We start from the raw sequence: 24,044 nt of genomic DNA on the forward strand, positions 1-24,044 counted from the left end.
TTCCATGATTCGCTGATTTTCGCCATGTTCGGGCCACAAGCAAAAGCGCGGACAGGTTGCCCCGCCCGCGCTATTTCGTTTTCCGCCAATGCTTTGGCGGTCAACCTTGAAATATCAGATGTGGATCGCCCGCCCAAAGGCCGCCAGCACGCTTTCGTGCATGGATTCACTGATCGTCGGGTGCGGGAACACCGTGTGCATCAATTCCGCCTCGGTCGTTTCCAGCGTCTTGCCCACGACATATCCTTGGATCATCTCGGTTACTTCCGCGCCGATCATGTGGGCGCCCAGCAGTTCGCCGGTCTTCGCGTCGAACACGGTCTTCACGAAGCCCTCCGGTTCGCCAAGCGCAATCGCCTTGCCGTTGCCGATGAAGGGGAACGTGCCGACCTTCAGTTCGTAACCCGCTTCCTTCGCTTTCGCTTCGGTCAGGCCGACGCTGGCGATCTGGGGGTGGCAGTAGGTGCAGCCCGGAATGTTCGCGCGGTCCATTGGGTGCGGGTGAACATCCTTGTTGCCCAGTTCCGCTGCAATGGCTTCTGCCGCGATCACGCCTTCGTGGCTTGCCTTGTGCGCCAGCCACGGTCCTGGCGTCACGTCGCCGATGGCCCACAGGCCCTTGACGTTGGTACGGCCATAACCGTCGATGGCGATGATGCCGCGTTCAGCCTTTACGCCCAGTGCTTCTAGGCCGATGTTTTCGGTATTCGGCGCGATGCCTACGGCCACGATGACATGGCTGAAGTCGCTTTCAACGACCTTGCCGTCCTTGCCCTTGATCTTGGCTTTCACGCCAGAGGCCGAGACGGCGAGGTTTTCAACGCCCGCGCCGGTCATGATCTTCATGCCCTGTTTGGTCAGCGCCTTTTCAAGGAAGGAAGAAACATCCGCATCCTCGACAGGGACCACACGGTCCATCATCTCGACGACGGTAACTTCTGCGCCCATGTCGTTGTAGAAACTTGCGAATTCGATACCGATCGCGCCCGATCCGATGACCAGCAGCTTGGTCGGCATCACCTTGGGCGTCATCGCGTGGCGATAAGTCCATACCCGCTCGCCATCGGCCTTGGCGAAAGGCAGGTCGCGCGCGCGGGCGCCGGTAGCGACGATCACGTGCTTGGCCGAGATCGTTTCAGCGCCCTTATCGCCGGTCACCTCGACCGAAGTCGCGCTTTTCAGCACGCCGTTGCCCATGTGGACGGCGATCTTGTTCTTCTTCATCAGGTGCGTAACCCCCTGATTGAGCTGCTTGGCCACCCCGCGAGAACGTTTCACCACCGCATCGAGATCGGCACGGATGTTGTCGGCCGCAAGACCATAGGCGGCGGCGTGCTTCATGTGGTTCAGCACTTCGGCGGAACGCAGCAGCGCCTTGGTGGGAATGCAGCCCCAGTTGAGACAGATGCCGCCGAGGTTTTCACGCTCGACAATCGCGGTCTTGAGGCCAAGCTGGGCGCAGCGGATCGCCGCGACATAGCCGCCGGGGCCGGATCCGAGAACGATCACGTCATATTGGTCAGCCACGCAAATGCTCCTTCAGGCCCTCTTCCGGCCAAAACGTCTAGCGAAGCGAGGGGCGCAGTGCCGCTCGCAGAATGGTCAGGCGATCAGGCGACCAGACCGAGCGGGTTTTCGATCAGGGTCTTGAACGCCTGCATGAGTTCCGCACCGTCTGCACCGTCGATCGCGCGGTGGTCGAAGCTGCCGGTGGCCGACATGACCGTGGCGATGCCGAGCGCGCCGTCGATCACATAGGGGCGTTGTTCGCCCGCACCGACCGCCATGATCATGGCTTGCGGCGGGTTGATCACCGCATCGAAGCTCTTGATTCCGAACATGCCGAGATTGGAAAGCGAAGCGGTGCCGCCCTGATATTCATGCGGCTGCAACTTGCCTTCGCGGGCCTTGCCAGCCAGCGTCTTCATTTCTGTGGCGATGGCGGACATCGATTTGTTGCCCGCATCGACGATGATCGGCGTGATCAGGCCCGAAGGCGCGGCCACGGCAACCGAGATATCCGCGCGGCTGTAGCTCCGCAGTTCATCGCCCCCGAAGCTGACGTTGCACTTGGGCACCTGCACCAGCGCCTTGGCCAGCGCCTTGATGATCAGGTCGTTGACGGAAAGCTTCACGCCCTGCGCTTCCAAAGCCTTGTTGAGCTGGCCGCGCAGCTTGAGCAGGGCATCGAGCTGGATATCGACGGTGAGGTAGATATGCGGGATCGTCTGCTTCGCCTCGGTCAGGCGACGCGCGATGGTCTTGCGCACATTGTTGAGCTTCTGCGCCTCGTAAGGAATGCCGAAGTCCGGCACGGCGGCGGCAACCGGCGCGGGGGCGGCTGCCGGTGCGGCGGTTGCTGCGGGAGCTGGAGCAGCGTCAGGCGCAGGCTTTGCGCCTTCGACGTCGGCACGAACGATACGACCGTTCGGGCCGGAACCGGCGACGCCTGCAAGGTCGATGCCCTTGTCCGCCGCGATACGTTTGGCCAGCGGGCTGGCGATCACGCGATCACCCTTGGGCGCGGGCGCAGCGGCGACGGGGGCTGCGGCAGGTGCTGGCGCTGGTGCCGGGGCAGCTTCAGCTTTGGGCGCAGGGGCAGGCTCTGCCGCCTTTGGTGCAGGCGCGCTGACGTCTTCGTCCTCGCCCGCGATCATCGCGATGACGGTTCCGACTTTCACACCTTCGCTGCCTTCGGCAACGTCGATGGAAACGATGGTGCCTTCGTCAACCGCTTCGAATTCCATCGTGGCTTTATCGGTTTCGATTTCGGCCATGATGTCGCCGGACGAAACCTTGTCGCCCACCTTGATCAGCCACTTGGCGAGGGTCCCTTCCTCCATTGTGGGGGACAGGGCGGGCATCTTGATCGCGATGGGCATGGGCGTGTTTTTCCGTGTCCTGACAGGTCGGGCAGGAGAGTGCCGTAGCGGAAACCTCTCCTGCATGTTTTCCGCCGCCCATTTCACCAGCATGGCGCGCCGGGTCAAGTGGCTTGGCGCTTGCGCCGCATACGAATTTGCCGATACGATGCATTGGGAAGGATCAATAGCATGTCTCAGCGCATCTACCTTGTGATCATGGACGAGACCGAAGAAGCGCGCGGTGCGCTGCGTTTCGCGGCCCGGCGTGCCGTGCGCACGGGCGGCACGGTTCACATTCTGGCGCTGGTTCCCCGGCAACAATTTGTTGCCTTCGGTGGCGTACAGGCGACGATGGAGCAGGAAACGCGCGACCGTGCCGAAGTGCTGGCGATGAGCATGGCAGGAAGTCTTGCCAGCGAATCAGGTCTGAACCCGGTGATTTCGGTGCAAGAGGGCGATGGGCCAAAGGTGGTTCGGCAATATCTGGACGAACACCCGGAAGTTTCGGCGCTGGTGCTGGGAGCGGCAGGCGGTGGCACGCCGGGGCCGCTGGTATCGCACTTTTCAGGGATCGCCGGGCAATTGCCCTGCCCACTGATGATCGTGCCGGGTGTGATGTCGGACGAGGATATTGACCGGTTTAGCTGATGTCGTTTCGTCATTCCCGCGCAGGCGGGAATCCAGATCGGTCAACGAGCCTTCGCCCTGCGACGACATTCTTGTTTTTTGCTGGATTCCCGCCTGCGCGGGAATGACGAAGGAATTTATGGAATTTGCGATAGGTTTTGTCGGAATGGCGAAGGATTTACTGCCTACTTCTTCCGGCCTTGATGACGGATATTTGAGGGCCTTCCGCGTTTTCCGGCAATGAACTTGCCCTGCTTGCGGGGTTTGTGATCCATCTTGCCCCCGCGCCGTTCGATGCGCTGGACGCCTTCGGCGACGTCCACGGGTTCGAATTTCAACGCGCCGGTGAGGGGATTGGCTTCGGCAAGGCGCAGTTTGAGGATCTGGCCCATCGCGAACTCCTCGCCGCTCAACTCGCCGATCAGGCGCTGGGCCTTCTCATCGTAGTTGAAGCGTTCCGCGCCCAATGTGGAAACGGGGACGAGGCCATCACCGCCAAGGCCGATGATCGTGGCAAACAGGCCGAATTTCTGGACGCCGGTGACCCGCGTGTCGAACACTTCGCCCACCTTGCCCGAAAGCCATGCCGCGACATAGCGGTCGATGGTGTCGCGCTCGGCCTCCATCGCGCGGCGTTCGGCGTTGCTGATCGCTTCGGATACGCGGGCGAGATCGGCGCGGTCACGGTCTGACAGGCCGGATGTGGCGGGCAGATCGGCCTTGGGGCGCGGCTGTTCCAGCCCATAGGCATCGACCAGCGCGCGATGGACAAGCAAGTCCGAATAGCGGCGGATCGGTGAAGTGAAGTGCGCGTAAGAGCCGAGCGCAAGGCCGAAGTGCCCCGCATTGCGCGGGCCGTAATAGGCCTGCGTCTGGCTGCGCAGGACGGCTTCCATGATCAGCGCCTTTTCCGCCTCGTCCGCGATGTCTTTCAGCATCCGGTTGAACAGCGAAGGCGTGATGACCTGCCCCAGCGACAGCTTGCGGTCGAACGTGGCGAGGTAATCCTTGAGCGCGGTCAGCTTTTCGCGGCTTGGCGCTTCGTGGATGCGATAGACCACGGGCGCGACCTTGGCTTCGAGCGCTTTGGCTGCGGCGACGTTGGCTGCGATCATGAAATCTTCGACGACGCGGTGCGCATCGACGCGTTCGCGCATGGCGATTTCTGCGATCTTGCCCTGGCTGTCGAGAATGACACGGCGTTCGGGGAGTTCGAGGTTCAACGGATCGCGGGCGTTGCGGGCCTTTTCGAGCAGGCGCCATGCGGACCAGAGGTTTTGGAGGACTTTGGTTTCGACCTGAGTGTGAGAACCTCCACCCCCAACCCCCTCCTCTGAAGGGGCGGGGGCTTCAGCATTGCTCTCATCAATCCGGCGCTGGGCTTCTTCGTAGGCGATGACTTCGGCAATGCGGACGATGGCGCGGGTGAAGCGCCAGTTGCGGATATTGCCTGAACTGTCGATGTGCATGTGGCACGCCATAGCGGCACGGTCTGCCCCGGATTTGAGCGAGCAGACGTCTGCCGAAAGGACTTCGGGCAGCATGGGCACGACGCGATCAGGGAAATAGACCGAGTTGCCGCGTTTGCGGGCTTCTCGGTCGGTCTGGCCGCCGGGACGGACGTAGAAGCTGACGTCGGCAATGGCGACAACGGCATTGAAGCCCCCTTCCCCATCAGGTTCGGCCCAGATCGCATCGTCATGGTCGCGCGCATCGGCAGGATCGATGGCGACGATAGGCAGGCGGCGCAGGTCTTCGCGCTGGTCTTCGCTAAGCGGGAGTTTGGCCGCAGCTTCGGCTTCGGTGATCGCGGCTTCGGGGAAGACGAAGGGGATGCCGTGCTTGTGAATGGCAATGAGGCTGAAAGCGCGGGGGGCGAGCGGATCGCCCAGCACGGCCACGACTTTCATGCCCGACCGGGGCGAACGCCCGGCGGGTTCGGCAAGGACGAGCTGGCCTTCTTCTGCACCGCCAAGATCGGAAATCGGCACGGCATTGCGCGCGCGCTTGTCCACAGGGGCGAGCCAGCCTTTGCCGGTGCCGTCGAGTTCGACGACGCCCATCAACTGTTCTTCGCCGCCTTGCAGCTTTTTCATCGCGTGCGCGATCCAGCCTTTGCCCGCCTCTTCGGTGCGGGCGAGCACGCGATCACCCGCGCGCAGCGCGGCGTTGCGATCACGCTGTTTGCCGCGCGGTTCGATGATGCGGATGCGGGGCGGCGGGCTGGCGTCTTCGGGGTTCCAGCTATCGGGGATGGCGATGGGTTCGCCCTCATCGATCTCGACAATGCGCAGCACGGTGACTTTGGGCACGCCGCCCATCGCGTGGAAGGCGCTTCTATTGCCGTCAATCAGGCCTTCGTCGGCCATATCTTTGAGCAGGGCTTTCAGCGCGATCTTTTCGGTGCCTTTTAGGCCGAAGGCCTTGGCGATTTCGCGCTTTCCGGCGGGTTCTGCCGACTGGGCGATGAAATCGAGCACCTGCTGGCGCGTGGGGAGGCCTTGGGGAAACTTGTGCTTTGCCATTGGGGGCATGTGGTCTTTCATGCCCTCAATGGCAAGCGATTAGGGGCAAGCGATTAGGGGTTCGGCGCAGGCGGGGCTAGTGGCGCGAACTGGCCGCCAGGGACAGCCGAGGCGACCGGGCTTTCCGAACCGTCTGCCGCCACGGCATTGACGCCGAACAGCCAGTCATCGGCGCGGACGCCGGGGAGGCTGGCTTTGGTATCGGTGGTTTCGAGCAGTTTCGTTTCCCACATCGGCGTATCGGTGCGGCGCTGCCACAGGGTATAGCGGACCGCGCCGGGGACGGGTTGCCATAGGATATCGGTGCTGGGCTTGACCGCGCCTTTTACCACCGGAGCGGGCGGCATGGGTGTGCGGGCGAGCCTGGCCAGCGCGCGCACGTTCAGGCGCGTGACTTTGGCCAGGTAGGGGAAGTCCATTTCATCGGCCGTGTCACCGAATTTGACGCCGCCTTCGGTGCGCAAATCCTGATGCTGGTGTTCGTAATCCTCGACCGCGACGGTGAAGCGGACGGCGGGGAAGCCTTTGTCCGAGAAGGGCAACTGATCTCCGCCTCGGCCCATCCGGTCTGCCCGCCAGATTTGGCGGACGGTCAGGCCATTGTCTGCGTCAGCTTCGGCGAGGGAGGCGACCCAGCGGGAGATATTGCGCGAGGGGCTGTCGTTCTCGCCACCGAAGCGGCGCATCTGGGCGCGCAGGGCGTCGGTCGAATCGGCACGCAAGGCTTCGGACAGGACGCGGACGTGGGCATTGTCGCGGTATCCGTCCGAGCCGGTGGAGCCGCCGACGATATCGTTGTTGAGCACGGCCTTGACCGTCCAGCCCTGTGCAGCGGCGTAATCGGCCAGCAGTTTGCCACCGAGGAGGCCCTGTTCCTCGCCGGAGAGTGCGGCGTAGACGATCGTGGTGGGGAACTTCTCACGGCTGAGGACGCGCGCAGCTTCGAGGACGAGCGCGGTGCCCGAGGCGTTGTCGTTCGCACCGGGGGCGTCTTTGGTTGCGTCGAGAACGTCGGAAACGCGGCTGTCGATGTGGCCTTGGACGATCACCACTTCGTTCGGGCGCTCGGTGCCACGCTGGATGGCAACGACATCGACGAGGCGGGTGGGGGTGGGGACGCGATCACCGGTGACGGTGGTTTCGGGAAGGACGACTTCGAGACAATTGCCGCAAGCCGCGCTGGCCTTGCGGAATGCGGCCTCGGCCCATTTGCGTGCGGCACCGATGCCGCGTTTGGGGTCTGATTGCGAAGATAGCGTGTGGCGAGTGCCGAAGCTGACGAGCTTTTCCACATCGGCGCGTAGGCGGGCTTCGGAAATGGCGTCTTCCGGGGCGGCGTACGCTGCGGTGGACGCGAGGAGTGGAAGCAGGATCAGATAGTTGCGCATGAAAGCATCATGCAACGGGGGCGGCGTTCCGGCAAGCGCTGGGAAGGGAAAAGGGTGGCGATGTTGCGCCACCCTTTCAGGCAATCAGTAGGAACGGGCGATCAGGATCGTTTCAACCGCCGGTTCGCCCGTAAAGGGGCAGGTGCCGGTGGGCTTGGGCGCATCCAGCGGGGTGTTGCGGATGGTGAGCTTGAGCGCCTTGAGCTGTTCCACCACCTTTTCCAGCGCGGGGCCGGTGGGTTTGGACCAGCCCATTTCGACCCAGCCCGGATACTTGTTGCCATCCGCGAAATAGGCCTTGAGGCCATCGAGATCGGTCACGTCGCGCACGATCTGCCCATCGCGGCGGGCGCGGGCTTGTTCGTAGAGCGCCGATTGGATGGCTTCGAGTTCGGACGCGGCGGCAGCGATGAACGCTTCCTTGGACTGGCCGACGAAGTTGGGCTTGGCGTCAAGCCGCCAGAGTTGATCGCGGCGCAGGGCTGAAACCTGTCCGCCTTCGGCATCGCGGCCTCCGATTTCGAGGATCAGCGGCGCGCCCTTCTTGACCCAGGCCCAGCGCTTTTGCGTAGCCTTGCCGGGGCGCTTGTCGAGCAGGACGCGGATGCGTTCACCGAAAGCGTTCTGCTTGGCGAGCGCGGCGCGGATTTCCTCGCAATAGGCGAGCAGCGCTTCGTCGCCATCGTTGTCGCGCAGCATGGGAAGAATGACGATTTGCTGCGGCGCTATCTGCGGCGGCACGCGAAGGCCATCGTCATCGCCGTGCGTCATGATCACGCCACCAATCAGGCGGGTGGAGACGCCCCACGATGTGGTGTGGGCGAGTGCCTGCTGGCCTTCCTTGTCCTGATAGCGGATGCCGGCGGCCTGTGCGAACGTGGTGCCGAGATAGTGCGAGGTGCCGGCTTGCAGTGCCTTGCCATCCTGCATCATCGCTTCGATCGAGAAGGTTTCGACCGCGCCGGGGAAGCGTTCGTTCTCAGGCTTCGGCCCTGCGATCACCGGCATGGCCAGCGGGCCTTCGGCAAAGGCGCGATACATTTCGAGCGCGCGCAGTGTTTCAACCATCGCGTCCGCCTCGTCCGCATGAGCGGTGTGGCCTTCCTGCCAGAGGAACTCGCTCGTGCGCAGGAACATGCGAGTGCGCATTTCCCAGCGCACGACGTTGGCCCATTGGTTGACCATCAGAGGCAGATCGCGCCACGATTGCACCCAGCGCGCCATTGCCGAGCCGATCACCGTTTCAGAGGTGGGACGCACGACTAGGGGTTCTTCGAGCTTAGCTTCAGGATCAGGGGTGAGGCCGCCCTTCCCGTCAGAGATCAGGCGGTGGTGCGTGACTACCGCCATTTCCTTGGCGAAGCCTTCCACGTGCTCGGCTTCCTTGGCGAAGTAGGAGAGCGGGATGAAAAGCGGGAAGTAGCAGTTCTCGACGCCTGCCTCCTTGATTTCAGCGTCCATCAGTTTCTGGATGCGTTCCCAGATGCCGTAGCCCCACGGCTTGATCACCATGCAGCCACGCACGCCGGATTCCTCGGCAAGCTCGGCCTCGGCGATGACGGCCTGATACCACTGGGCGAAGTCTTCGGCGCGCTTGACGTTGAGCGCGTGCTTGATTGCGGGCGTGTTCATGGTTTCGCGCGTTAGAGCGCAAAGAAAAATCCCGCAATGCCCGGTTTGGGAATTGCGGGATCTAACGTGTTTGCAACGCTGTCAGTTCGAAAGCTGATCCAGCTTCTTCTGCATTTCGGCCATCTGCTTGCGCAGGACATCGAGATCATCAGCCTCAGCAGCAGGCTTTTGCTCTTCCGCCGTGGCAGCGCCGGGCACGAACGCGGCTGCGGCAGCCTTGAACATTTCCATGTTGCGCTGCGCCAACTGGGCGAGCGGGTTGGAGCCGAGGCTGTCTTCGATTGCCTTGCGCATCTTGGCCTGATTATCGCGGAAATGTTCCATCGACGCTTCGAGATAGCCGGGCAGGAATGCCTGCATCGAATTGCCATACATCGAAATCAACTGGCGCAAAAAGTTCGTCGGCAGCATCTGCTCTCCGGCGGCTTCTTCTTCCATGATGATCTGCGTGAGGATCGCGTGCGTAAGATCCGCACCCGTCTTCGCATCCATCACTTTGAAATCGACATTATCCTTCACCATCTGCGCGAGATGGTCGAGCGTGATGTAGCTCGATGTGCTGGTATTGTAGAGGCGACGGTTAGCATATTTTTTGATTATAACCGTGCCGCCATTCTTGGAATCACTTGCCATAGTCTGGCACCCCACTGCGACGTGTCTATAGTATTAGCACGTGCAGTATGTGCAGCGCAACAAATCTAAACAAGTAGCGTTAACAACCGGTTTGGCGCGAAAAACGCCGTCCCATCAGCGTCAACAGCTCATATTGAGACAGGCCACTGGCGGCGGATGCAGCACGAAGATCATAATCTGCAGCAAGCCAATCGCCCTCGCCGCAATCCCGCAGAGCGGTAAGGTCAACAATTGTCAGATCCATAGACACGCGGCCCAGCACAGGCGTGCGCTGGCCGTGCCAGAGGAAATGGCCCTGACCTGTCCAGCAACGAAGATAGCCATCGGCATAACCCACGGACAGGACACCAACTCGCATAGGTTTATCGGCGCAGAACAAAGCGTTGTAGCCAACTTTTGCACCGGCATCGAGGTTTCGCACTTGCATGATCATCGCCTCGGGCCGGGCAACCTGCCTGATCACATCGCCGAGTTCGGGGCGGGCGATGCCCCCGTAGAGTGCGATACCGGGACGGGTCAGATCGGCATGATAGGCATCACCCAAGGCGATACCAGCGCTGTTGGCAAGACTGTAGCGACGCGCCGCAACCGTGTGGCGGACCGTTTCGAAGTGCCGAAGCTGATTGACATTCTGGGCGCAATCTTCGTCCGCACTGGCAAGATGGCTGAGGCAGATGTCAATATCGAGCGCCGCGAGTACTGCTTCGTTCAATTGCGCCATTTCTAGTCCGAGGCGATTCATCCCGGTGTCCACCATGAGATGACACGCGCCGCCCCCCGATTCTGTCCAAAGGCGAATCTGGTGCAGGCTGTTGAGCACCGGACGCACGCCTGTGCTGCGCGCAAATTCTGCTTCGTCACGGTTAACCGGTCCGTGCAGCACGGCGATCTGTTCTGCCGGGACAAGCGGAAGCAGGTCAGGAACCTCGCTCCAATGCGCAACAAAGAAATCACGGCAACCAGCATTGGCAAGCACCGGCACAACCCGCCCCGCACCCAACCCATAGGCATCAGCCTTTACCGCAGCCCCGGCCGCAGCACGCCCAGACAGGGCATCCAGCGCACGCCAGTTTGAAGCGAGTGCGTGGGAATCCAGCGAGAGGCGTAGCGTAGCGGGAGGGAGAGCAGAAATATCAGTCGTCCGTGAAATCGGCGGGCAGTCCCGGCTTGAGGCCCCAGAGAGCCACGAGGAAACCGACAAGCACCACGACCCAAGTATACCATAGCCCGGCATAAGGATCGCCGGTGCGGGCCACGATGTAGCTGGAAATCAGCGGCAGGAAACCCCCGAAATAGCCGGTGCCGAGATGATAGGGAATCGACATCGAACTGTAGCGGATACGCGGGGGGAACATTTCGGACAGTAGCGCTGCCACCGGCCCGTAGGTGGCGCCCGACAGGGCCATCAGCGCCAGCAAGCCGACCAGCACCAGTGCGAGCCGCGCCGGCGATGGCGTGACTTTTGCAAAGTCATAACCGTGCGTGGAAAGGTCGGCCTGCAAAGCCTTGATCCGCACAGCGGCCTTGTCATCCCAGGGATAGGACGTGGTGGCCATCGCTGCGCCGCCAACGGTGGCCGTGAAGACTGGCCCGGTCTCAAGCTGATAGCTGATCCCCGATGCGGCCAGATCAGACAGCAGCTTTGCGCACCGGCTGGATTGTTCGGCAGCGAAGGGGCTGTAATTGCAATCCGGCCCATATACGACCACCGGATTGCGCTGCGCAGCAGCGGCAAGGCCGGGGTTGGCGGAAGAGCCGATGAGCCAGAACACCGGGAAGAGCAGCAACAAGGTGAGCGCATAACCGATCACAATCGGCTTTTTGCGGCCCACCCGGTCTGACCACGCCCCGGCGATCAGATAGAACACCATGCCAATCGCCCCGCCGATGCCGACGGTGATCTCTGCAAGCGTATCATCCATGCGCGCGGCGGATTTGAGGAAGCTGAGGCTTGAGAACATCGCGGTGTACCAGATCACCGTGAGGCCTGCCGCGATGCCGAACAGCGCAATGAAGATGCGCCGCTTGTTTCCGGGATAAGTGAAACTTTCGACGAAGGGATTGCCAGCGAGTTCGCCCTGTTCCTTCATCGCCTTGAACACCGGGCTTTCCGACAGCTTCAGCCGCATCCACAGCGAAATGGCCAGCAGCGCGAGGCTGACGAGGAAGGGCACGCGCCAACCCCAGCTTGTCCAGACGGCCTCGCTCATCAGCGACTTGCTGGACAAAACAACGATCAGGCTGAGCACGAAGCCGCCAACCACGCTGGCCTGAATATAGCTGGTGTAATAACCGCGCCTGCCGCCGGGCGCATGTTCGGCAACATAGATCGCCGCGCCGCCATATTCGCCGCCCAGTGCGAGGCCTTGCAGCACGCGTAGGAACAGGACGATGGCAGGTGCAAAAAGGCCTATGCTCTCTGCCGAGGGGATCAGACCGACGCCTGCCGTGGCGATGCCCATCAGCGTCACCGTGACGAGGAAGGTATATTTGCGGCCCAGCTTGTCGCCCAGATAGCCGAAAAGTATTGCGCCCAACGGGCGGAATCCGAAGCCGACCGCGAACCCCGCCCAGACCAGTAGCACTTGCAGCGTGGCATTGTCTGACGGGAAGAAGGTTTTGCCGATGATCGCGGCGAGCGTGCCGTAGATGAAGAAATCGTACCATTCGAACACCGTGCCCGCAGAACTTGCCGCGATGACAAGGCGGATATCGGATGCGCTTGGTTCAAGCGGTCCGTCTTCGGACATTCCGTTGCTGGCAATGCTGGCTGACACGCTGAACTTCCCCCGGACGATCTTATTGAATGGGGCTGTAGCCAAGCGGCAGGGCGCGCGGCAAGCCCCGCAAATAATCAGATGCAGATTGAATCAGCACTGATCGGGTGTGGGGAGTGCATCCAGTGCAGCGTCCCAGGCCAGCAGTATGGCGCCGTGCCGCGCAGGATAGGTGCGCGCGGTGGTGAGAAGATCAAGCTCTGGCCAATCGGGTTGCGGCCCTTCGCCCGCCAGCCAATCGGCCAAGGCCGCGCGGGATGCGGCAATGCTGACCTGATCACGGCCCTTTGCCGATCGGACGAAAAGCGCGGCTGCGGCCTGCCCGACGGCGCAGGCATGGGGGCGCAGGCCGATGGCTGTGATGGCACCGGCGGCATCGGTGGCGAGCGCGATGTCGATCGTGCTGCCGCAACAGCGCGAACGGGCGTTGCCTTTATGCGGGAGCGCTTCATCCCACGGCGCGGCGGAAAGTTCCATTGCCAGCGCCAGAACTTCGGGCGTGTACAGCCCACGGCCTGCGCTCATCTCAGTTTCCGAGAACCTGCTGACGGGCCTTGCGCCGGGCAACTTCGCTGGCCTGTTCGGCAGCCTGTTCACGCCGTTCGGAAATCAGGGTGAGCAATTCTTCGCTGGCGGCATTGAGGAAGGGATATGTGCGCGCTTCGGTGATCCATTGCGGGCGGCCATCTTCGCCCCAGGCAAGATCATAGCCGAAGACCACGATAGAATAGCCGAGTACGACGATAATGAAGCCTTTCACCGCGCCGAAGCCGAAACCGAGCAACCGGTCTATCGGCCCGATGGCGGAATCACGACTGGCGCTGCCGATGCGGCGGGCAAACATGCGCGTGGCGATATAGGGGCCAAGCAGAAGCAGGAAAAAGGCGAGAACGCCCGCGCCGGTTTCGGTCGGCAGATGGGCGGCGAGCCAGTAAGTCAGGCTTTCGTGGAAATAGTGAACGGCCAGCAGCGCAAGGCACCATGCGGCAAGCGATAGCACTTCTTCAACGAAGCCGCGCATGAAGCCGCCGACGGCGCCGATGCCGACGAGGATCAGAATTACATAATCGAAGCCGGTCATTTCGCGTGCGAACCTATGAGCCGCCCATCACGCGGTCAATCAGATTTGGCAGCAGCTTGAGCGGCGAATAGCGCAGACCATCGACCTTTTCGGCTCCGGCTTCTGGCCCGCAGCCAAGCCGGAAGCCCAGTTTGGCCGCTTCGCGCAGGCGCACTGGGGTGTGGGCGACGGGACGCACTTCGCCCGCCAGCGATATTTCGCCAAACCAGATCGAGGCGGGCGGCAATGGCCTGTCGGACAAGGCAGAGACGAGCGCAGCGGCCACGGCAAGATCGGCGGCAGGATCGGTCAACCGGTAGCCGCCAGCGACGTTGAGATAGACTTCAGCAGTGGAGAAACTGAGGCCGCAGCGCGCCTCAAGCACAGCGAGAAGCATGGCGAGACGGCCCGAATCCCAACCCACCACGGCGCGACGCGGCGTGGCACCGCTTGCAAGGCGAACGGTAAGCGCCTGAATTTCCACCAGCACGGGCCGCGTACCTTCAAGCGCGGGGAAGACCGCGCTGCCCGCCACCTGATCCTCGCGTCCGGACAGGAACAGCATCGAAGGGTTGCCCACCTCCTCAAGCCCTGCCCCGGCCATTGCGAAAACGCCGATTTCGTCGACGGCACCGAAGCGGTTCTTGATCGCGCGCAGGATGCGATATTGGTGGCTACGTTCACCTTCGAAGCTCATCACCACATCGACCATGTGTTCCAGCACGCGCGGGCCTGCAATAGAGCCGTCTTTCGTGACGTGGCCGACGAGGACGAGCGCGACGCCGTTCTCCTTGGCATAGCGGATCAGTTCGAACGCGCAGCCGCGCACCTGGCTGACCGTGCCGGGCGCGCCTTCGATCTGATCGGAATGCATGGTCTGGATCGAATCGATCACCAGCAGCGCAGGCGGTGGCATCGTGCCCAGCGTGGTCAGGATATCGCGCACCGAAGTGGTGGAGGCGAGCCGGATGGGGGCTTTGCCCAAGCCCAGACGATCGGCACGCAGGCGGATTTGATCGGACGCTTCTTCGCCACTGATATAGACCGCAGTCCCGCCCGACATCGCCACTTTGGCAGAGGCCTGAAGCAGCAGGGTGGATTTGCCAATGCCGGGATCGCCACCCATCAGGATAGCGCAGCCGGGCACCAAGCCTCCGCCTAGTGCGCGGTCAAATTCTGCAATGCCCGTCTGCCGACGCTGCGGCAGGGCAACCGGTTCATCAAGGCTGACAAAGGCAACGCGACGGCCCCCGCTGGACAGATCATGCTTTGCCGAGAAGACGGTTTCGGGCGCTTCTTCGGCCAGCGTGTTCCATTCGCTGCAATCGGCGCACTGGCCCTGCCAACGGTTGGTGACACTGCCACAGGCCTGACAGACATAACGGCGTTTGGGTTTGGCCATGTGGCTCGCATATCAGAACATAGGTGGAACGCAAGCAATGTCGCGCCATTCCGGTAGCAATTCGCTAACCACGAAACTTGGCGCGATCCTTAACATGCGGAGGCTATGAGCATAGGTAATGGCCCGTAAGTCTACCCAGTTTCTCGGCATCGATCCGAAGATGTACCGCCACTTTGCGGCGCTGACGCTTGGCATTTCGTGCACTGTGTCGCTTTTTGCCGATGGCGAGGCACAGCAAGCGATGGCGCAAAGCCAGAAGCAGGCCGAACTCAAGCGTGCCGAACGGCAGAAGTTCGGCAGCACGAAGCTGGCCGATCACCGCAGCGATGAGGCCAAACGCCCCCGTTCATCGGGCTATCGCGATGGTCTGGACGCGCCGATGGACACAGGTGGAGACGGTGTTGGCGGCATTATCCCGGCCAATATGGCCGTGGGCGCAGCCCCCGTGATCGTGGAAATCGATCAGGCAGCGCTGGCGCGCATGACACCGCAACAACGCGCTGCTTATCTCAAAGTGCTGGAAACCGAACGCCGCAAGCGCATGGCGCAAGGACCGGTGGTGCCCACACAGGCGCAGATCGAAGCTCTGGCGGCGGATTCTGCGCTGCGATCCGGTTCGGAAAGCATCGACTGAAACGTCGCAGATACTTCGAAATCAAGCCCGATGCAGCCGCTTGAACAGGCGGTGCGACGCGGCGAACGTGCTTAAGCTTGAAAAAGCTTAAGCTTGAAAAAGAAGTGCTAAATCAGGTTCCGCTCACGGGAGAGGCACGTGCTGAAACAGGGCTTCAAGCGCCGGTTGGCGTTGGATGGGATATTGGCGAATGCACCTTGCTCGCGGAGGGATGCTCTAATGGGATCGGCATCTTGGGCTTGACCTGCGGGCAGGATTGTTTCCGCACCTACACCATCGAGGAGGTCGTCGGCAGCATCGGGTCCGTCACGCGTCAATCAATGTCGGTCATGTCAGATCGGCTCATGCCAAAGCTGAATGAGATCATCGCGCGAAAGATGAAGCTATGGAATCGCCCCACTACGCATCACGGCATGGCTTAGCTGCAACAACGCGCTGCTCTGCCCAGCGTCCGACCCGCGCATGGGCAAAGTTCCATTTGCCCTAGCGCTCGCACATGTCACGCCAGTTGCAGCCGAATCGCAACACATCAAACATGCCATTCAAAAAGTAGGTTAGCGCCAAATGGGCGGGACTAGTGCCCTCACACAGAGGGCAGAACGGGGCGATCAATTCCCATTTGGCATCCGACAAATCCCCACAATCCATGACTGCTCACCAAAGAACAGTCATGGATCAGAACTCATCGCGGTTGGGAATCCCTTGTGGCAACGAGGCCTAGTTCCTGTCGGAACCGCGATTACGGCCATGATCGTCCTGACCGCGGCTGGGGCGATCTTCATTGCGGGCATTGTCCCGGCTCTGGCTGCGAGCACGACGATCGTCACCGGCGGCATCATCTGCGCCGCGCGAACGACGCACATGGTCGGGGGCATCATCGCAACCGCGGCACTGGCGGACGTGGCCGGCCGGATCGTCTGCGCCGCGGCGAGCGGAGGCCTGCCCCGGAATAGTGAGGGCGGCGGCGATCAGGGTCGCCGAAACGATAAGGCGGTTGAAGTTTTGAGACATGTGAGACTCTCCTGCTCATGGCTTCCCGTGAAGCCAAGGTGCTGCGACAACGCCGCCTCGTGCCAGCTATTCCATCCCCCACACGAATTTTTCGATCACAGGCGGACCGCAGAGAATAAGTCGCTCCACCAGACGTTGTCCTTGTTCGGGAGGGTTCGGTTCGCAGCCGGGCCTGACCGTGATCGACGGGGAACGGGTTTTCTGGGGGACAGATGAAAAAAGCTTTCAATCGTGTGTTGCTGGCCACGGCAGCGGCGCTGGCAGTGCCGGATATCGCGTTCGCGCAAGAGGCAGACGAGGCGGCACAGGCCGATCCGGGAACCTGGCGGATAAGCACTGGCGTGAATTATTCGCAGGGTGACTACGGCGATACGCAGGATACCAAGGTGGTGTCTGTGCCGGTTGCGCTGAAGTATCGGCGCGGTGGCTTTTCGGTGCGTGTTTCGGTGCCCTATGTGCATATCGACGGTCCGGGTAGTCTGCTCGACACGCCGCAGGGCCGCGACGCCGGGTTTGGCGACGACACCGGCTTTGATGACAGTGCCGGACGTTCGGACAATTCGGGTTCGGGCAACTCAGGGTCCGGAAACTCTGGATCGGGCAGTTCGGGATCGAGCAATTCGGGGTCGGGTAACTCCGGTTCCGGAAACTCTGGATCTGGAAATTCCGGCTCCGGCGATTCAGGATCGGGATCCAGCGGTTCTGGTTCAGGCGGCTCAGGGGGCTCCAATTCGGGCGGTTCTGATGATGCACCGACCACGGGCGGCAATGTCTCGGGCGGGAACACCGGCACGGGTCTACCTGGCACGACCGGCAATCGCCGGGGCGGCCTTGGCGACATTGCCGTCACGCTCGCCTATTCACTGGATTTCGGCAATGCGACGTATTTCGACGTGTCGAGCCGCATCAAGTTGCCGACCGCATCGAAGGCGAAGAGATTGGGCACCGGCAAAGTCGATGTCACGATGGGGGGCGATCTGGTCAAGGATGTCGGCGAGGCGACGATCTATCTTGGTGCGCGGCACCGCTTTCTTGGCAAGCCTGCCGGATCGACGCTGCGCAACACGTGGGGCTTTGGCGGCGGCGCAAGCTATCGCCTCAGCGACGGTACGGTGGTTGGGGCGGACTATGACTGGCAGCAGTCCGTCGTCGCCGGCAATTCACCCAGCAGCGAAGTAACCGGATGGGTCAACGTGGGCGTAACGCCCAAACTGCGCCTGCAGGTGTTCGGATCAACCGGTCTGAACCGTGGGAGCGCCGACTTTGCGGGCGGGCTTTCGCTGAGTTACCGCCTGAACTGACCGGTACTTAGGCCAATGGCGGGAGCGTCAGCGCTCCTGCCAACCCCGCGCAATCAGATCGCCCTCTTCCTTGATGCCGAGCGGATCGGACGCACCGATTCTGGCAAAAGCACCGGCGAGCGAAGCGCTATCTGCGCCTGATGCCACGCCGATTTCGGAACCATCAGCAGGACCGGCGCCTGCACCTGTTCCTTCGACCTTCCAGTTGCCACCATCGCGACAAGCAAGGCCCACCGCAGCCTGCTGGCGGTATTCCCGGCACCAGCGACCATCGGCGGCCTTGACGGTGAGGGTCGGCGTAACCGTGGACCCATCGGCCAGACGCACGGCTTCAAGCGAACGACCCGTTTCCAGCGCGAACGACAGATCGCGCTGCGGCTCCCCACCGCCGCGCGGCAGGGAAAGCACCGCAACAAGGCTGGCCGCAACAGCACCGCCCAGCGGCAAGGCATAGCGGCGCCACCACGGCGGATTGTCGTTGGCGGCAACAGGCGCGCGCACCTCGGCAGCATCCTCTTGCATCAGCCCCATCCGCGCCAGCAATTCCGGGCTGATCGGATATTCCGCCAACGGTGCAAAAGCCGCAGCGATGCGCCGGTCGTTGGCAAGCCAGAGTTCCGCGCGGGCAGCAAGTTCTGGGTCGGCCGAAAGCCGCACCTCGAAAGCTGCTGCGGACTCGTCGTCCATCGCTCCGTCAAGGAACGCGGCGAGTTGTTCTTCGGTATCGTCGGTCATTGGATGGTTCCTGCATCGCCCTTCAGGGCCTGCTCGATGCGGCCTCTGGCGCGGGCAATCCTGCTCATGATCGTGCCGATCGGAACGCCCAGGGTTTCAGCGGCTTCCTTGTAGCTGAGGCCTTCGACGACGACGAGCACAAAGGCTGCTCGTTGATCATCGGGCACTGTTTCAAGCGCACGCTGCGCGGCGGCAAGGTCTGAGCGGGATTCGGTCGTCGCGCGTCCATCATCGCCCACCAGATCGAACGCATCCTCCACTGGGACCACAGTGCCGCGTCGGCGCGTTGAGCGGACCTTGTCGATGTGGAGGTTCTGCGCGATGCGATACATCCAACTGTCAGCGCGCGATCCTTCACGGAACTGGTCACCATGGACGAGCGCCTTTTCGACCGTCGCCTGCATCAAGTCGTCTCCATCAGCCGGGCTTGCCGCCATAGCGTGGCAAAATCGGCGCAATTTGGGCAATGCCGCAATGATCGCCTGCTGCAGCGCTCTCGCCTTGGCCGACCCATCAGGCATCAAATGTCTCCGCCACAACGCACATCGTAGTGCTCTATTCCCCTGCCCCCGACAAAAAACCTATGGGTTAGCTACACAAGTGCGGTGCAATCGGGAATAGACCGCGATCTGATCCGTTCTGGTATCTGACGGTGCATTTTCGCAGGCGTTGCGGATCGCATGACGGCAGGGTTGGGAATGACGCGCTATACGACTGTGATTGCAGCATTTGCGCTAACCGCGCTGGTGAACACGGTGTCAGGCGTCGCGCGCCCTCCCGATGACGAGCCGCGCGGATCACGAGCGCAGGAACGGCAGGATAGAGACGCCGAACGCGCAACCGAGCGTGCCAATGCGGCAGCAGGACGGGCCGCCGAGGATCGCGCGAAGATCGAAGAGCGCGCAGCGCGCGATACGGGCCGTGCCGCCGAAGACCTTGCCAAGATTGACGCGGAAAAGACGCGCGATGAAACGAAAGCCGCCGAAGAGCGCGCCAAAATCGCCGAAGATTTCGCTGAAGACGCTGCGAAGGAGGCCGAGGACGCCGCCAAGGACGCTGAAGATGCGGCGGAAGATGCTGCCAAGGAATTGGCCGAACTTGCCGAGGATGCGAACGACGACAGTGGGCAAAAGGGCAGCAGCGCCGAACTGCGCGATCTTGCTCGGACCGAGAGTGCCGAGCACGACGCTGACGGTTTTCCGGTTCGGCGCGGCGAAGTGGTGGCGATGGACCTTCCGGCAGAGGCTCTGATTGCTGCTCAAGCCAAAGGCTTTCGCCTGATCGAACGGCAGAAGCTCGAAGGGCTTGATCGCGAGATCGTGCGGCTGGCAGCACCCGAAGGTTTGACATCAATGAGAGCGCGCGAGCAACTGCGAGAGATCGCGCCGGCAGTCGTCGTCGATCTGGTGCACTATTACGGGCTGAATTTGACGGCAGGATCGCACGGCAAACGCATTGGCACCAAGGCGCTGACTATCGCCCGTGGCAGTACATCCCTGACCGTGGGGATGATCGACACAGCGGTCGGCAAGCATCCTGCGCTGGGCAAAGCGCGGCTTGTCGCTTGGCCTTCGGGCAATCTGCCGACGGCTCCATTGGAGCATGGCACAGCAGTTGCCTCGCTGCTGGCGGGCGAAGGGTCGGCAACGATCTTTTTGGCCAATATCTTTCGCGGACCGGCAAGCCGTCCTTTCACCTCCGCCGACGTGATTGCGCAGGCGTTCGAATGGATGGTTTCGAGCAAGGTGCCGACGGTGAACATGAGCCTTGCCGGGCCGCGCAACGCCATACTTGACCGCCTGATCCGCGATGCGCTGTTGCGCGGCGTGCAGGTCGTCGCGGCAGCAGGCAACGGTGGTCCCACCGCGCCGCCTGCCTATCCCGCCGCTGTTCCGGGCGTGGTGGCCGTGACTGCCGTTGATCGGGACAAGCGGATATATCGTTATGCCAACCGGGGCAGCTATGTGACCGTGGCAGCGCAAGGCGTCGGCGTCATCGCCGCCCGCTCAGCCGGGGGGCTTGCGGCGTTCGACGGCACTTCGTTTGCCACGCCGCACGTCGCCGGCTGGATCGCGCGTTGCCGCGCAAAGGGCGGGACTGCGGCCGCCTGTCGTGACCAGTTGAAAGCCGCAGCGCGCGATCTTGGGCCAGCGGGTTTTGATGATACGTACGGCCACGGCCTGATCGAATAGCACGCTCGGTGTGGTCGCAGTGTCGCGACATCCGGAAACGCAGCATAGCAAATCAAAAAGCGTAGCTGGCCGAAGCGAAAATTCGCGCTTTGCCGATGGGGCTGTAGACCGGATAATTGGTAGCAGCGACGCCACCGGACAGGAAAAGCTTGCCCACGGGGCGGCTGATCTGGAGCCGCCAGTCACGGTAGGTCTGCATTTTGAGGTTCGTTCCGGAGCCTTGATGTCCCGGCTGAAGCGAAATGCCAGCATGCCCGTCGAGGCTCCATTGATGGAAGCCGATCAGCCGCGCGTTGATCTCACCGTAGTAGCTGGCGCGCTTATCGCGGCGATAATTGGGTGAAACAAAAAATCGCGCCTTCAGCGACTTGTGCGTGACGCCCGCGTAGATCTCGACGAAATCCTTGCGGTATTCGGTGTCGACCACGCGCTCGTACGTGCGGTGAATGATACCGGCCTCAACTGATGTCTCGCCAAAGCGCTTGGCGTACCCGGCATACTGGCTGGCATAGGTCATCCGTGGATCGGAGTTGCCAGCCGCGACGCTGGCAGCCACTCCGGCAAACAGGCCGCTCTCGTCGTCAAGGCTCAGCGAAAGCGAAAGCGCAGGATCGTTGGCGCTGATCGTTTCACCGCGAAACATCTCATTTGAGGAGAGCGCGATGCTGCCAGCGAACTGGCCATATGCTGGACTACTGAGCGCACTGGCAAAAGGCAGGGCAAAGCCCGCGCAGATCAGCCACTTGATGAGACTTCGAGCAGTCTCCATCAAGCTGCGATACCCGCACCAATGCCGCGCAGGCATCGATGGCCCCGCGCGGTCCCATCAGTGTTGACCCTGAAGCGGTACGAAAGCGTAGGCTGTGAATCTGGTGCATGAGCGCCGCGAGGCCACTCACGTGCGCCGCCGCAAACGAACTCCCGCTTACCATCGTCCATTTGCCGTCCGGCCCCGTCGTCGGAATATCCCTGCCCGGCGCTATGTAGACCGGTGGCATTCCGCTTGGCAATCGTTCGTCGGACACAGGCAGCACGCCCGGAACGAAGGCCGGAAAGCTGGATTGCGGACGCTGCTTGTCAACTGCCGCCACAATCGTGAGATTTCGCTTTATTGCCAGACCGATAAGCGTTTCGAGCAGGCGGTCTTGCGGCCCGGTCAGGCTGAGATTTATGACATCAGCCTTGTTTTCGAGCGCAAACGTAAGCGCTTTGGCAAGGCTGAGCGTATCGCAGACGGTGGCTCCGCCGAGGGGGCGCTCCCAGCAGGCGCGCAAGCCCAATACGCGCGCATCGGGTGCCACACCGGCGATCCCCAACGCATTGTTTGGCTGCGCGGCGATGATGCCCGCTACCCCGGTGCCATGACTTTCAGCAACCATCCGTTTGGGCACGACAAAATCGGGCGCGATAACGATCTTGCCGGCAAAGTCGGGATGGCGCGTATCGATCCTGCTATCGACGATGGCCACGGTCACACCCCGGCCAGTAGCCATGCGATGCAGGCGAGGCAGGTTCCACGCCTGCGCACCGAACAGCCGATCATTGTAGCCCTGCTTCGTCGCGCCTGCCTGCATGCGATATTCGTTAAGTGGCTGCGACCATTCGACCCCGGGCAGCTTCGAAATCTCCTCTGCCACCGCAGCGGCAGAGCGATCATCGTTGATCCCCATGATAACGCAGTCGACCCCGATCAACTGCATCGGCCATGCTTCGATCAAAGTCAGGCGATAGCGCCGGGCGATGCTCCTTGCGATGCGCAGCCGGGCCTTCTCGCCCATGACGTCGCCATAGGGCCCGCCATAGTCACCCCCGGCACGATAATGATCCGCGCCCAGCTTGAGCATAACCATCACCCGCCGATCTGAGGCAGCCTCCTCCTGCTCGGGCGCAACTTCCGTGGCGGTAACAGGCAAGGACCAAACCCCTGCGAGCGACAGGAGGATTGCGGAGATTGCTGCCTTCACGCCGTTCATGGGGTTTGTCCGTCGATGGGCTCGGCCAGCGTTACCCGCTCGTCACGGCGCAGAGAGGCCAGAATATCCGCGCGCCGACCGGCAGGCATGGCAAGCTTCCACGCACCCGCGTCATTGGGAGTACCGACCAGCGCGGCCCCTGCAGCCCCGGCGATGGCCCGCGCCGCTGCGGCATCGGTGCCGGGGGCGAAGACCACCACGCCATTGGCAGGCGCTGAATGGCCGGCGTTGCTCAGTGTACGGAACGGTGCGTCACGCTCGCTCGCCGTATTTTTCCAAAGCGTCACAGCAAGTCCCAACCCCGCCACCAATGCCACTTGCGCGGCAAGGCGCGAAAGGTTGAACCGGCGCTCGGGAACTACCTTTGTCGCACCAGTTTCGGCCCTCGCCCGGCGCGCAGCGGAAAGATCGACCACCTCTGCCGACACCGGCGCGCTGGCAAGGCCGAGCCGTTCCAGCAGTTCTGCAGGAACATGCTCTTCAGGCACAGCCTGTCGTACCAGTCCATCAAGGTGCCTGATACGCTCGGCCCGCAGGCCGAGGCTATCATCCGATGCCACAAGCTTTGCCATGCGGGTCGCTCCATCCTCGTCCAATTCGCCGTCCAGCCAGGCTGCGATAGCCAGATCGTCTGGCTTGCCATGTTCGTCGGTCATGCCGCCGCGATCCTTTCCGGGCTCCGCCGTACGTATGCGTCAAGAAACTGCCGCGCACGCGAAAGCCGGCTCATCACTGTGCCAATCGGCACGCCAAGGCATTCGGCTGCATCCTTGTAGCTCTGTCCGTCCAGCACGACTGTCGTCATTACCATTCGCAAATCTCCCGGCATGGCGGCAAGCCCTGCCCGCACCGCATCGAGTTCCGAACGGAACTCCATCCGCGCCAGTTCATCGTCACCGGGAAGCTCGGCCACTTCCTCGACATCCACAGCAATGCCGCGTGTCCGCTGGCTGCGCAGAAGGTCGATGTGGAGATTGGACGCCATCTTGAATATCCAGTTCTCCAGGCTCGTCCCGGGTTGCCACTGCTCGATCCGCGCAAGCGCCCGCTCAACGGTTGCCTGCAACAGATCATCGCCACGATCGGCGTTGCCGCCAGCCAGACCCCTGCAGAACCGGCGCAAGCGCGGCAGGAACGCGACGATCCGTGCGCGCACCTCCTCACTTGCCCCCATGGTTACCGCACCGGCCATCATGCCTCCACCCGATCAACGGATCGGATCGCGGTTTATTCTCATTTGCTGCAGATTTTTCCGCAACGCAGGGGAATAACCGCAACCAGAAAGCGTTG

23 protein-coding genes and 1 pseudogene are annotated in these 24,044 nt (G+C 62.1%); 4 read left to right on the forward strand and 20 right to left on the reverse strand.

The features are described 5' to 3' along the window. Positions 1-114: 114 nt before the first annotated feature. Both lpdA and HGI47_RS03850 read right to left on the reverse strand, forming a co-directional pair. Positions 115-1,527, reverse strand: coding sequence for a dihydrolipoyl dehydrogenase (gene lpdA / locus HGI47_RS03845; protein WP_168851478.1), 1,413 nt, complete (start codon positions 1,525-1,527; stop codon positions 115-117). An 83-nt stretch (positions 1,528-1,610) separates the two neighbouring features. Then, complete coding sequence (locus HGI47_RS03850) at positions 1,611-2,882, reverse strand: pyruvate dehydrogenase complex dihydrolipoamide acetyltransferase (RefSeq protein ID WP_168851479.1); 1,272 nt, start codon at positions 2,880-2,882, stop codon at positions 1,611-1,613. A gap of 171 nt (positions 2,883-3,053) precedes the next feature. Between HGI47_RS03850 and HGI47_RS03855 the strand changes: the two genes are divergently transcribed. After that, positions 3,054-3,512 carry a universal stress protein gene (locus HGI47_RS03855; RefSeq protein ID WP_168851480.1) on the forward strand — a complete coding sequence of 153 codons (459 nt, stop codon included), beginning with the start codon at positions 3,054-3,056 and terminating at the stop codon, positions 3,510-3,512. Between the two features lie 164 nt (positions 3,513-3,676). Here HGI47_RS03855 and HGI47_RS03860 read toward each other — a convergent pair whose 3' ends face one another. From HGI47_RS03860 to radA, 9 genes are all read right to left on the reverse strand, one after another. Then, positions 3,677-6,016: a ribonuclease R family protein gene (locus HGI47_RS03860; RefSeq protein WP_168851481.1), complete on the reverse strand. Its 2,340-nt coding sequence runs from the start codon at positions 6,014-6,016 to the stop codon at positions 3,677-3,679. A 53-nt stretch (positions 6,017-6,069) separates the two neighbouring features. Further along, positions 6,070-7,404, reverse strand: a complete 1,335-nt coding sequence (locus HGI47_RS03865) for a M28 family peptidase (RefSeq protein ID WP_168851482.1) — start codon at positions 7,402-7,404, stop codon at positions 6,070-6,072. 84 nt (positions 7,405-7,488) lie between these two features. Continuing rightward, positions 7,489-9,036 (reverse strand): proline--tRNA ligase, encoded by a 1,548-nt coding sequence (gene proS, locus HGI47_RS03870; protein WP_168851483.1) that lies wholly within the window; start codon positions 9,034-9,036, stop codon positions 7,489-7,491. Between the two features lie 81 nt (positions 9,037-9,117). Then, positions 9,118-9,669 (reverse strand): polyhydroxyalkanoate synthesis repressor PhaR, encoded by a 552-nt coding sequence (phaR, locus tag HGI47_RS03875; protein WP_168851484.1) that lies wholly within the window; start codon positions 9,667-9,669, stop codon positions 9,118-9,120. Positions 9,670-9,748: 79 nt separating this feature from the next. Next, entirely contained in the window at positions 9,749-10,903 is a 1,155-nt protein-coding gene (gene alr, locus HGI47_RS03880; protein ID WP_168851485.1) for an alanine racemase, read from the reverse strand. Then, on the reverse strand, positions 10,803-12,419 hold the full coding sequence (locus tag HGI47_RS03885) for an MFS transporter (RefSeq protein ID WP_168851486.1): 1,617 nt from the start codon (positions 12,417-12,419) through the stop codon (positions 10,803-10,805). The genes alr and HGI47_RS03885 overlap by 101 nt, the downstream gene beginning before the upstream one ends. 120 nt (positions 12,420-12,539) lie before the next feature. After that, positions 12,540-12,971 carry an iron-sulfur cluster assembly scaffold protein gene (locus tag HGI47_RS03890; RefSeq protein WP_168851487.1) on the reverse strand — a complete coding sequence of 144 codons (432 nt, stop codon included), beginning with the start codon at positions 12,969-12,971 and terminating at the stop codon, positions 12,540-12,542. Position 12,972: 1 nt separating this feature from the next. After that, on the reverse strand, positions 12,973-13,527 hold the full coding sequence (locus HGI47_RS03895; RefSeq protein WP_168851488.1) for a CvpA family protein: 555 nt from the start codon (positions 13,525-13,527) through the stop codon (positions 12,973-12,975). Positions 13,528-13,540: 13 nt separating this feature from the next. Then, entirely contained in the window at positions 13,541-14,908 is a 1,368-nt protein-coding gene (gene radA, locus HGI47_RS03900) for a DNA repair protein RadA (RefSeq protein ID WP_168851489.1), read from the reverse strand. 118 nt (positions 14,909-15,026) lie between these two features. Here radA and HGI47_RS03905 point away from each other — a divergent pair, with 118 nt between their 5' ends. After that, positions 15,027-15,542 (forward strand): hypothetical protein, encoded by a 516-nt coding sequence (locus tag HGI47_RS03905; protein WP_168851490.1) that lies wholly within the window; start codon positions 15,027-15,029, stop codon positions 15,540-15,542. Positions 15,543-15,558: 16 nt separating this feature from the next. Here the strand turns inward: HGI47_RS03905 and HGI47_RS03910 are convergent. From HGI47_RS03910 to HGI47_RS03920, 3 genes and pseudogenes are all read right to left on the reverse strand, one after another. Then, positions 15,559-15,856 (reverse strand): annotated as a pseudogene (locus HGI47_RS03910) (IS5/IS1182 family transposase); the annotation flags it as partial. 169 nt (positions 15,857-16,025) lie between these two features. Next, entirely contained in the window at positions 16,026-16,190 is a 165-nt protein-coding gene (locus HGI47_RS23020; RefSeq protein WP_370521621.1) for a transposase, read from the reverse strand. Between the two features lie 69 nt (positions 16,191-16,259). Then, positions 16,260-16,553, reverse strand: a complete 294-nt coding sequence (locus HGI47_RS03920; RefSeq protein ID WP_168851492.1) for a hypothetical protein — start codon at positions 16,551-16,553, stop codon at positions 16,260-16,262. Between the two features lie 212 nt (positions 16,554-16,765). Between HGI47_RS03920 and HGI47_RS03925 the strand changes: the two genes are divergently transcribed. Further along, complete coding sequence (locus HGI47_RS03925; RefSeq protein WP_168851493.1) at positions 16,766-17,854, forward strand: hypothetical protein; 1,089 nt, start codon at positions 16,766-16,768, stop codon at positions 17,852-17,854. Positions 17,855-17,881: 27 nt separating this feature from the next. Here the strand turns inward: HGI47_RS03925 and HGI47_RS03930 are convergent, their stop codons facing one another. Both HGI47_RS03930 and HGI47_RS03935 read right to left on the reverse strand, forming a co-directional pair. Then, a complete protein-coding gene (locus HGI47_RS03930) occupies positions 17,882-18,589 on the reverse strand; it encodes an anti-sigma factor (RefSeq protein WP_168851494.1) in 708 nt (235 codons plus the stop codon). After that, positions 18,586-19,110 (reverse strand): RNA polymerase sigma factor, encoded by a 525-nt coding sequence (locus HGI47_RS03935; protein WP_168851495.1) that lies wholly within the window; start codon positions 19,108-19,110, stop codon positions 18,586-18,588. The genes HGI47_RS03930 and HGI47_RS03935 overlap by 4 nt, the downstream gene beginning before the upstream one ends. Positions 19,111-19,287: 177 nt before the next feature. On the opposite strand from HGI47_RS03935, the gene HGI47_RS03940 reads away from it, so the two are divergent. After that, positions 19,288-20,781 (forward strand): S8 family serine peptidase, encoded by a 1,494-nt coding sequence (locus HGI47_RS03940; RefSeq protein WP_168851496.1) that lies wholly within the window; start codon positions 19,288-19,290, stop codon positions 20,779-20,781. Positions 20,782-20,833: 52 nt separating this feature from the next. Here HGI47_RS03940 and HGI47_RS03945 read toward each other — a convergent pair whose 3' ends face one another. Genes HGI47_RS03945 through HGI47_RS03960 form a run of 4 tightly spaced genes read right to left on the reverse strand, consistent with a single transcriptional unit; the run spans position 20,834 to position 23,946 of the window. Then, the gene (locus HGI47_RS03945) at positions 20,834-21,550 is read right to left on the reverse strand and encodes a TorF family putative porin (RefSeq protein ID WP_168851497.1); all 717 of its coding nucleotides are present in this window, start codon (positions 21,548-21,550) and stop codon (positions 20,834-20,836) included. Beyond that, positions 21,474-22,754 carry a S8 family serine peptidase gene (locus tag HGI47_RS03950; protein WP_168851498.1) on the reverse strand — a complete coding sequence of 427 codons (1,281 nt, stop codon included), beginning with the start codon at positions 22,752-22,754 and terminating at the stop codon, positions 21,474-21,476. Before HGI47_RS03950 ends, HGI47_RS03945 begins: the two co-directional genes overlap by 77 nt. Next, a complete protein-coding gene (locus tag HGI47_RS03955) occupies positions 22,751-23,410 on the reverse strand; it encodes a hypothetical protein (protein WP_168851499.1) in 660 nt (219 codons plus the stop codon). The genes HGI47_RS03950 and HGI47_RS03955 overlap by 4 nt, the downstream gene beginning before the upstream one ends. After that, a complete protein-coding gene (locus tag HGI47_RS03960) occupies positions 23,407-23,946 on the reverse strand; it encodes an RNA polymerase sigma factor (RefSeq protein WP_168851500.1) in 540 nt (179 codons plus the stop codon). Before HGI47_RS03960 ends, HGI47_RS03955 begins: the two co-directional genes overlap by 4 nt. Positions 23,947-24,044: the final 98 nt, after the last annotated feature.

Origin of the sequence: Novosphingobium sp. ERN07 (genome assembly GCF_012641335.1) — a bacterium.
Lineage (GTDB): Bacteria > Pseudomonadota > Alphaproteobacteria > Sphingomonadales > Sphingomonadaceae > Novosphingobium.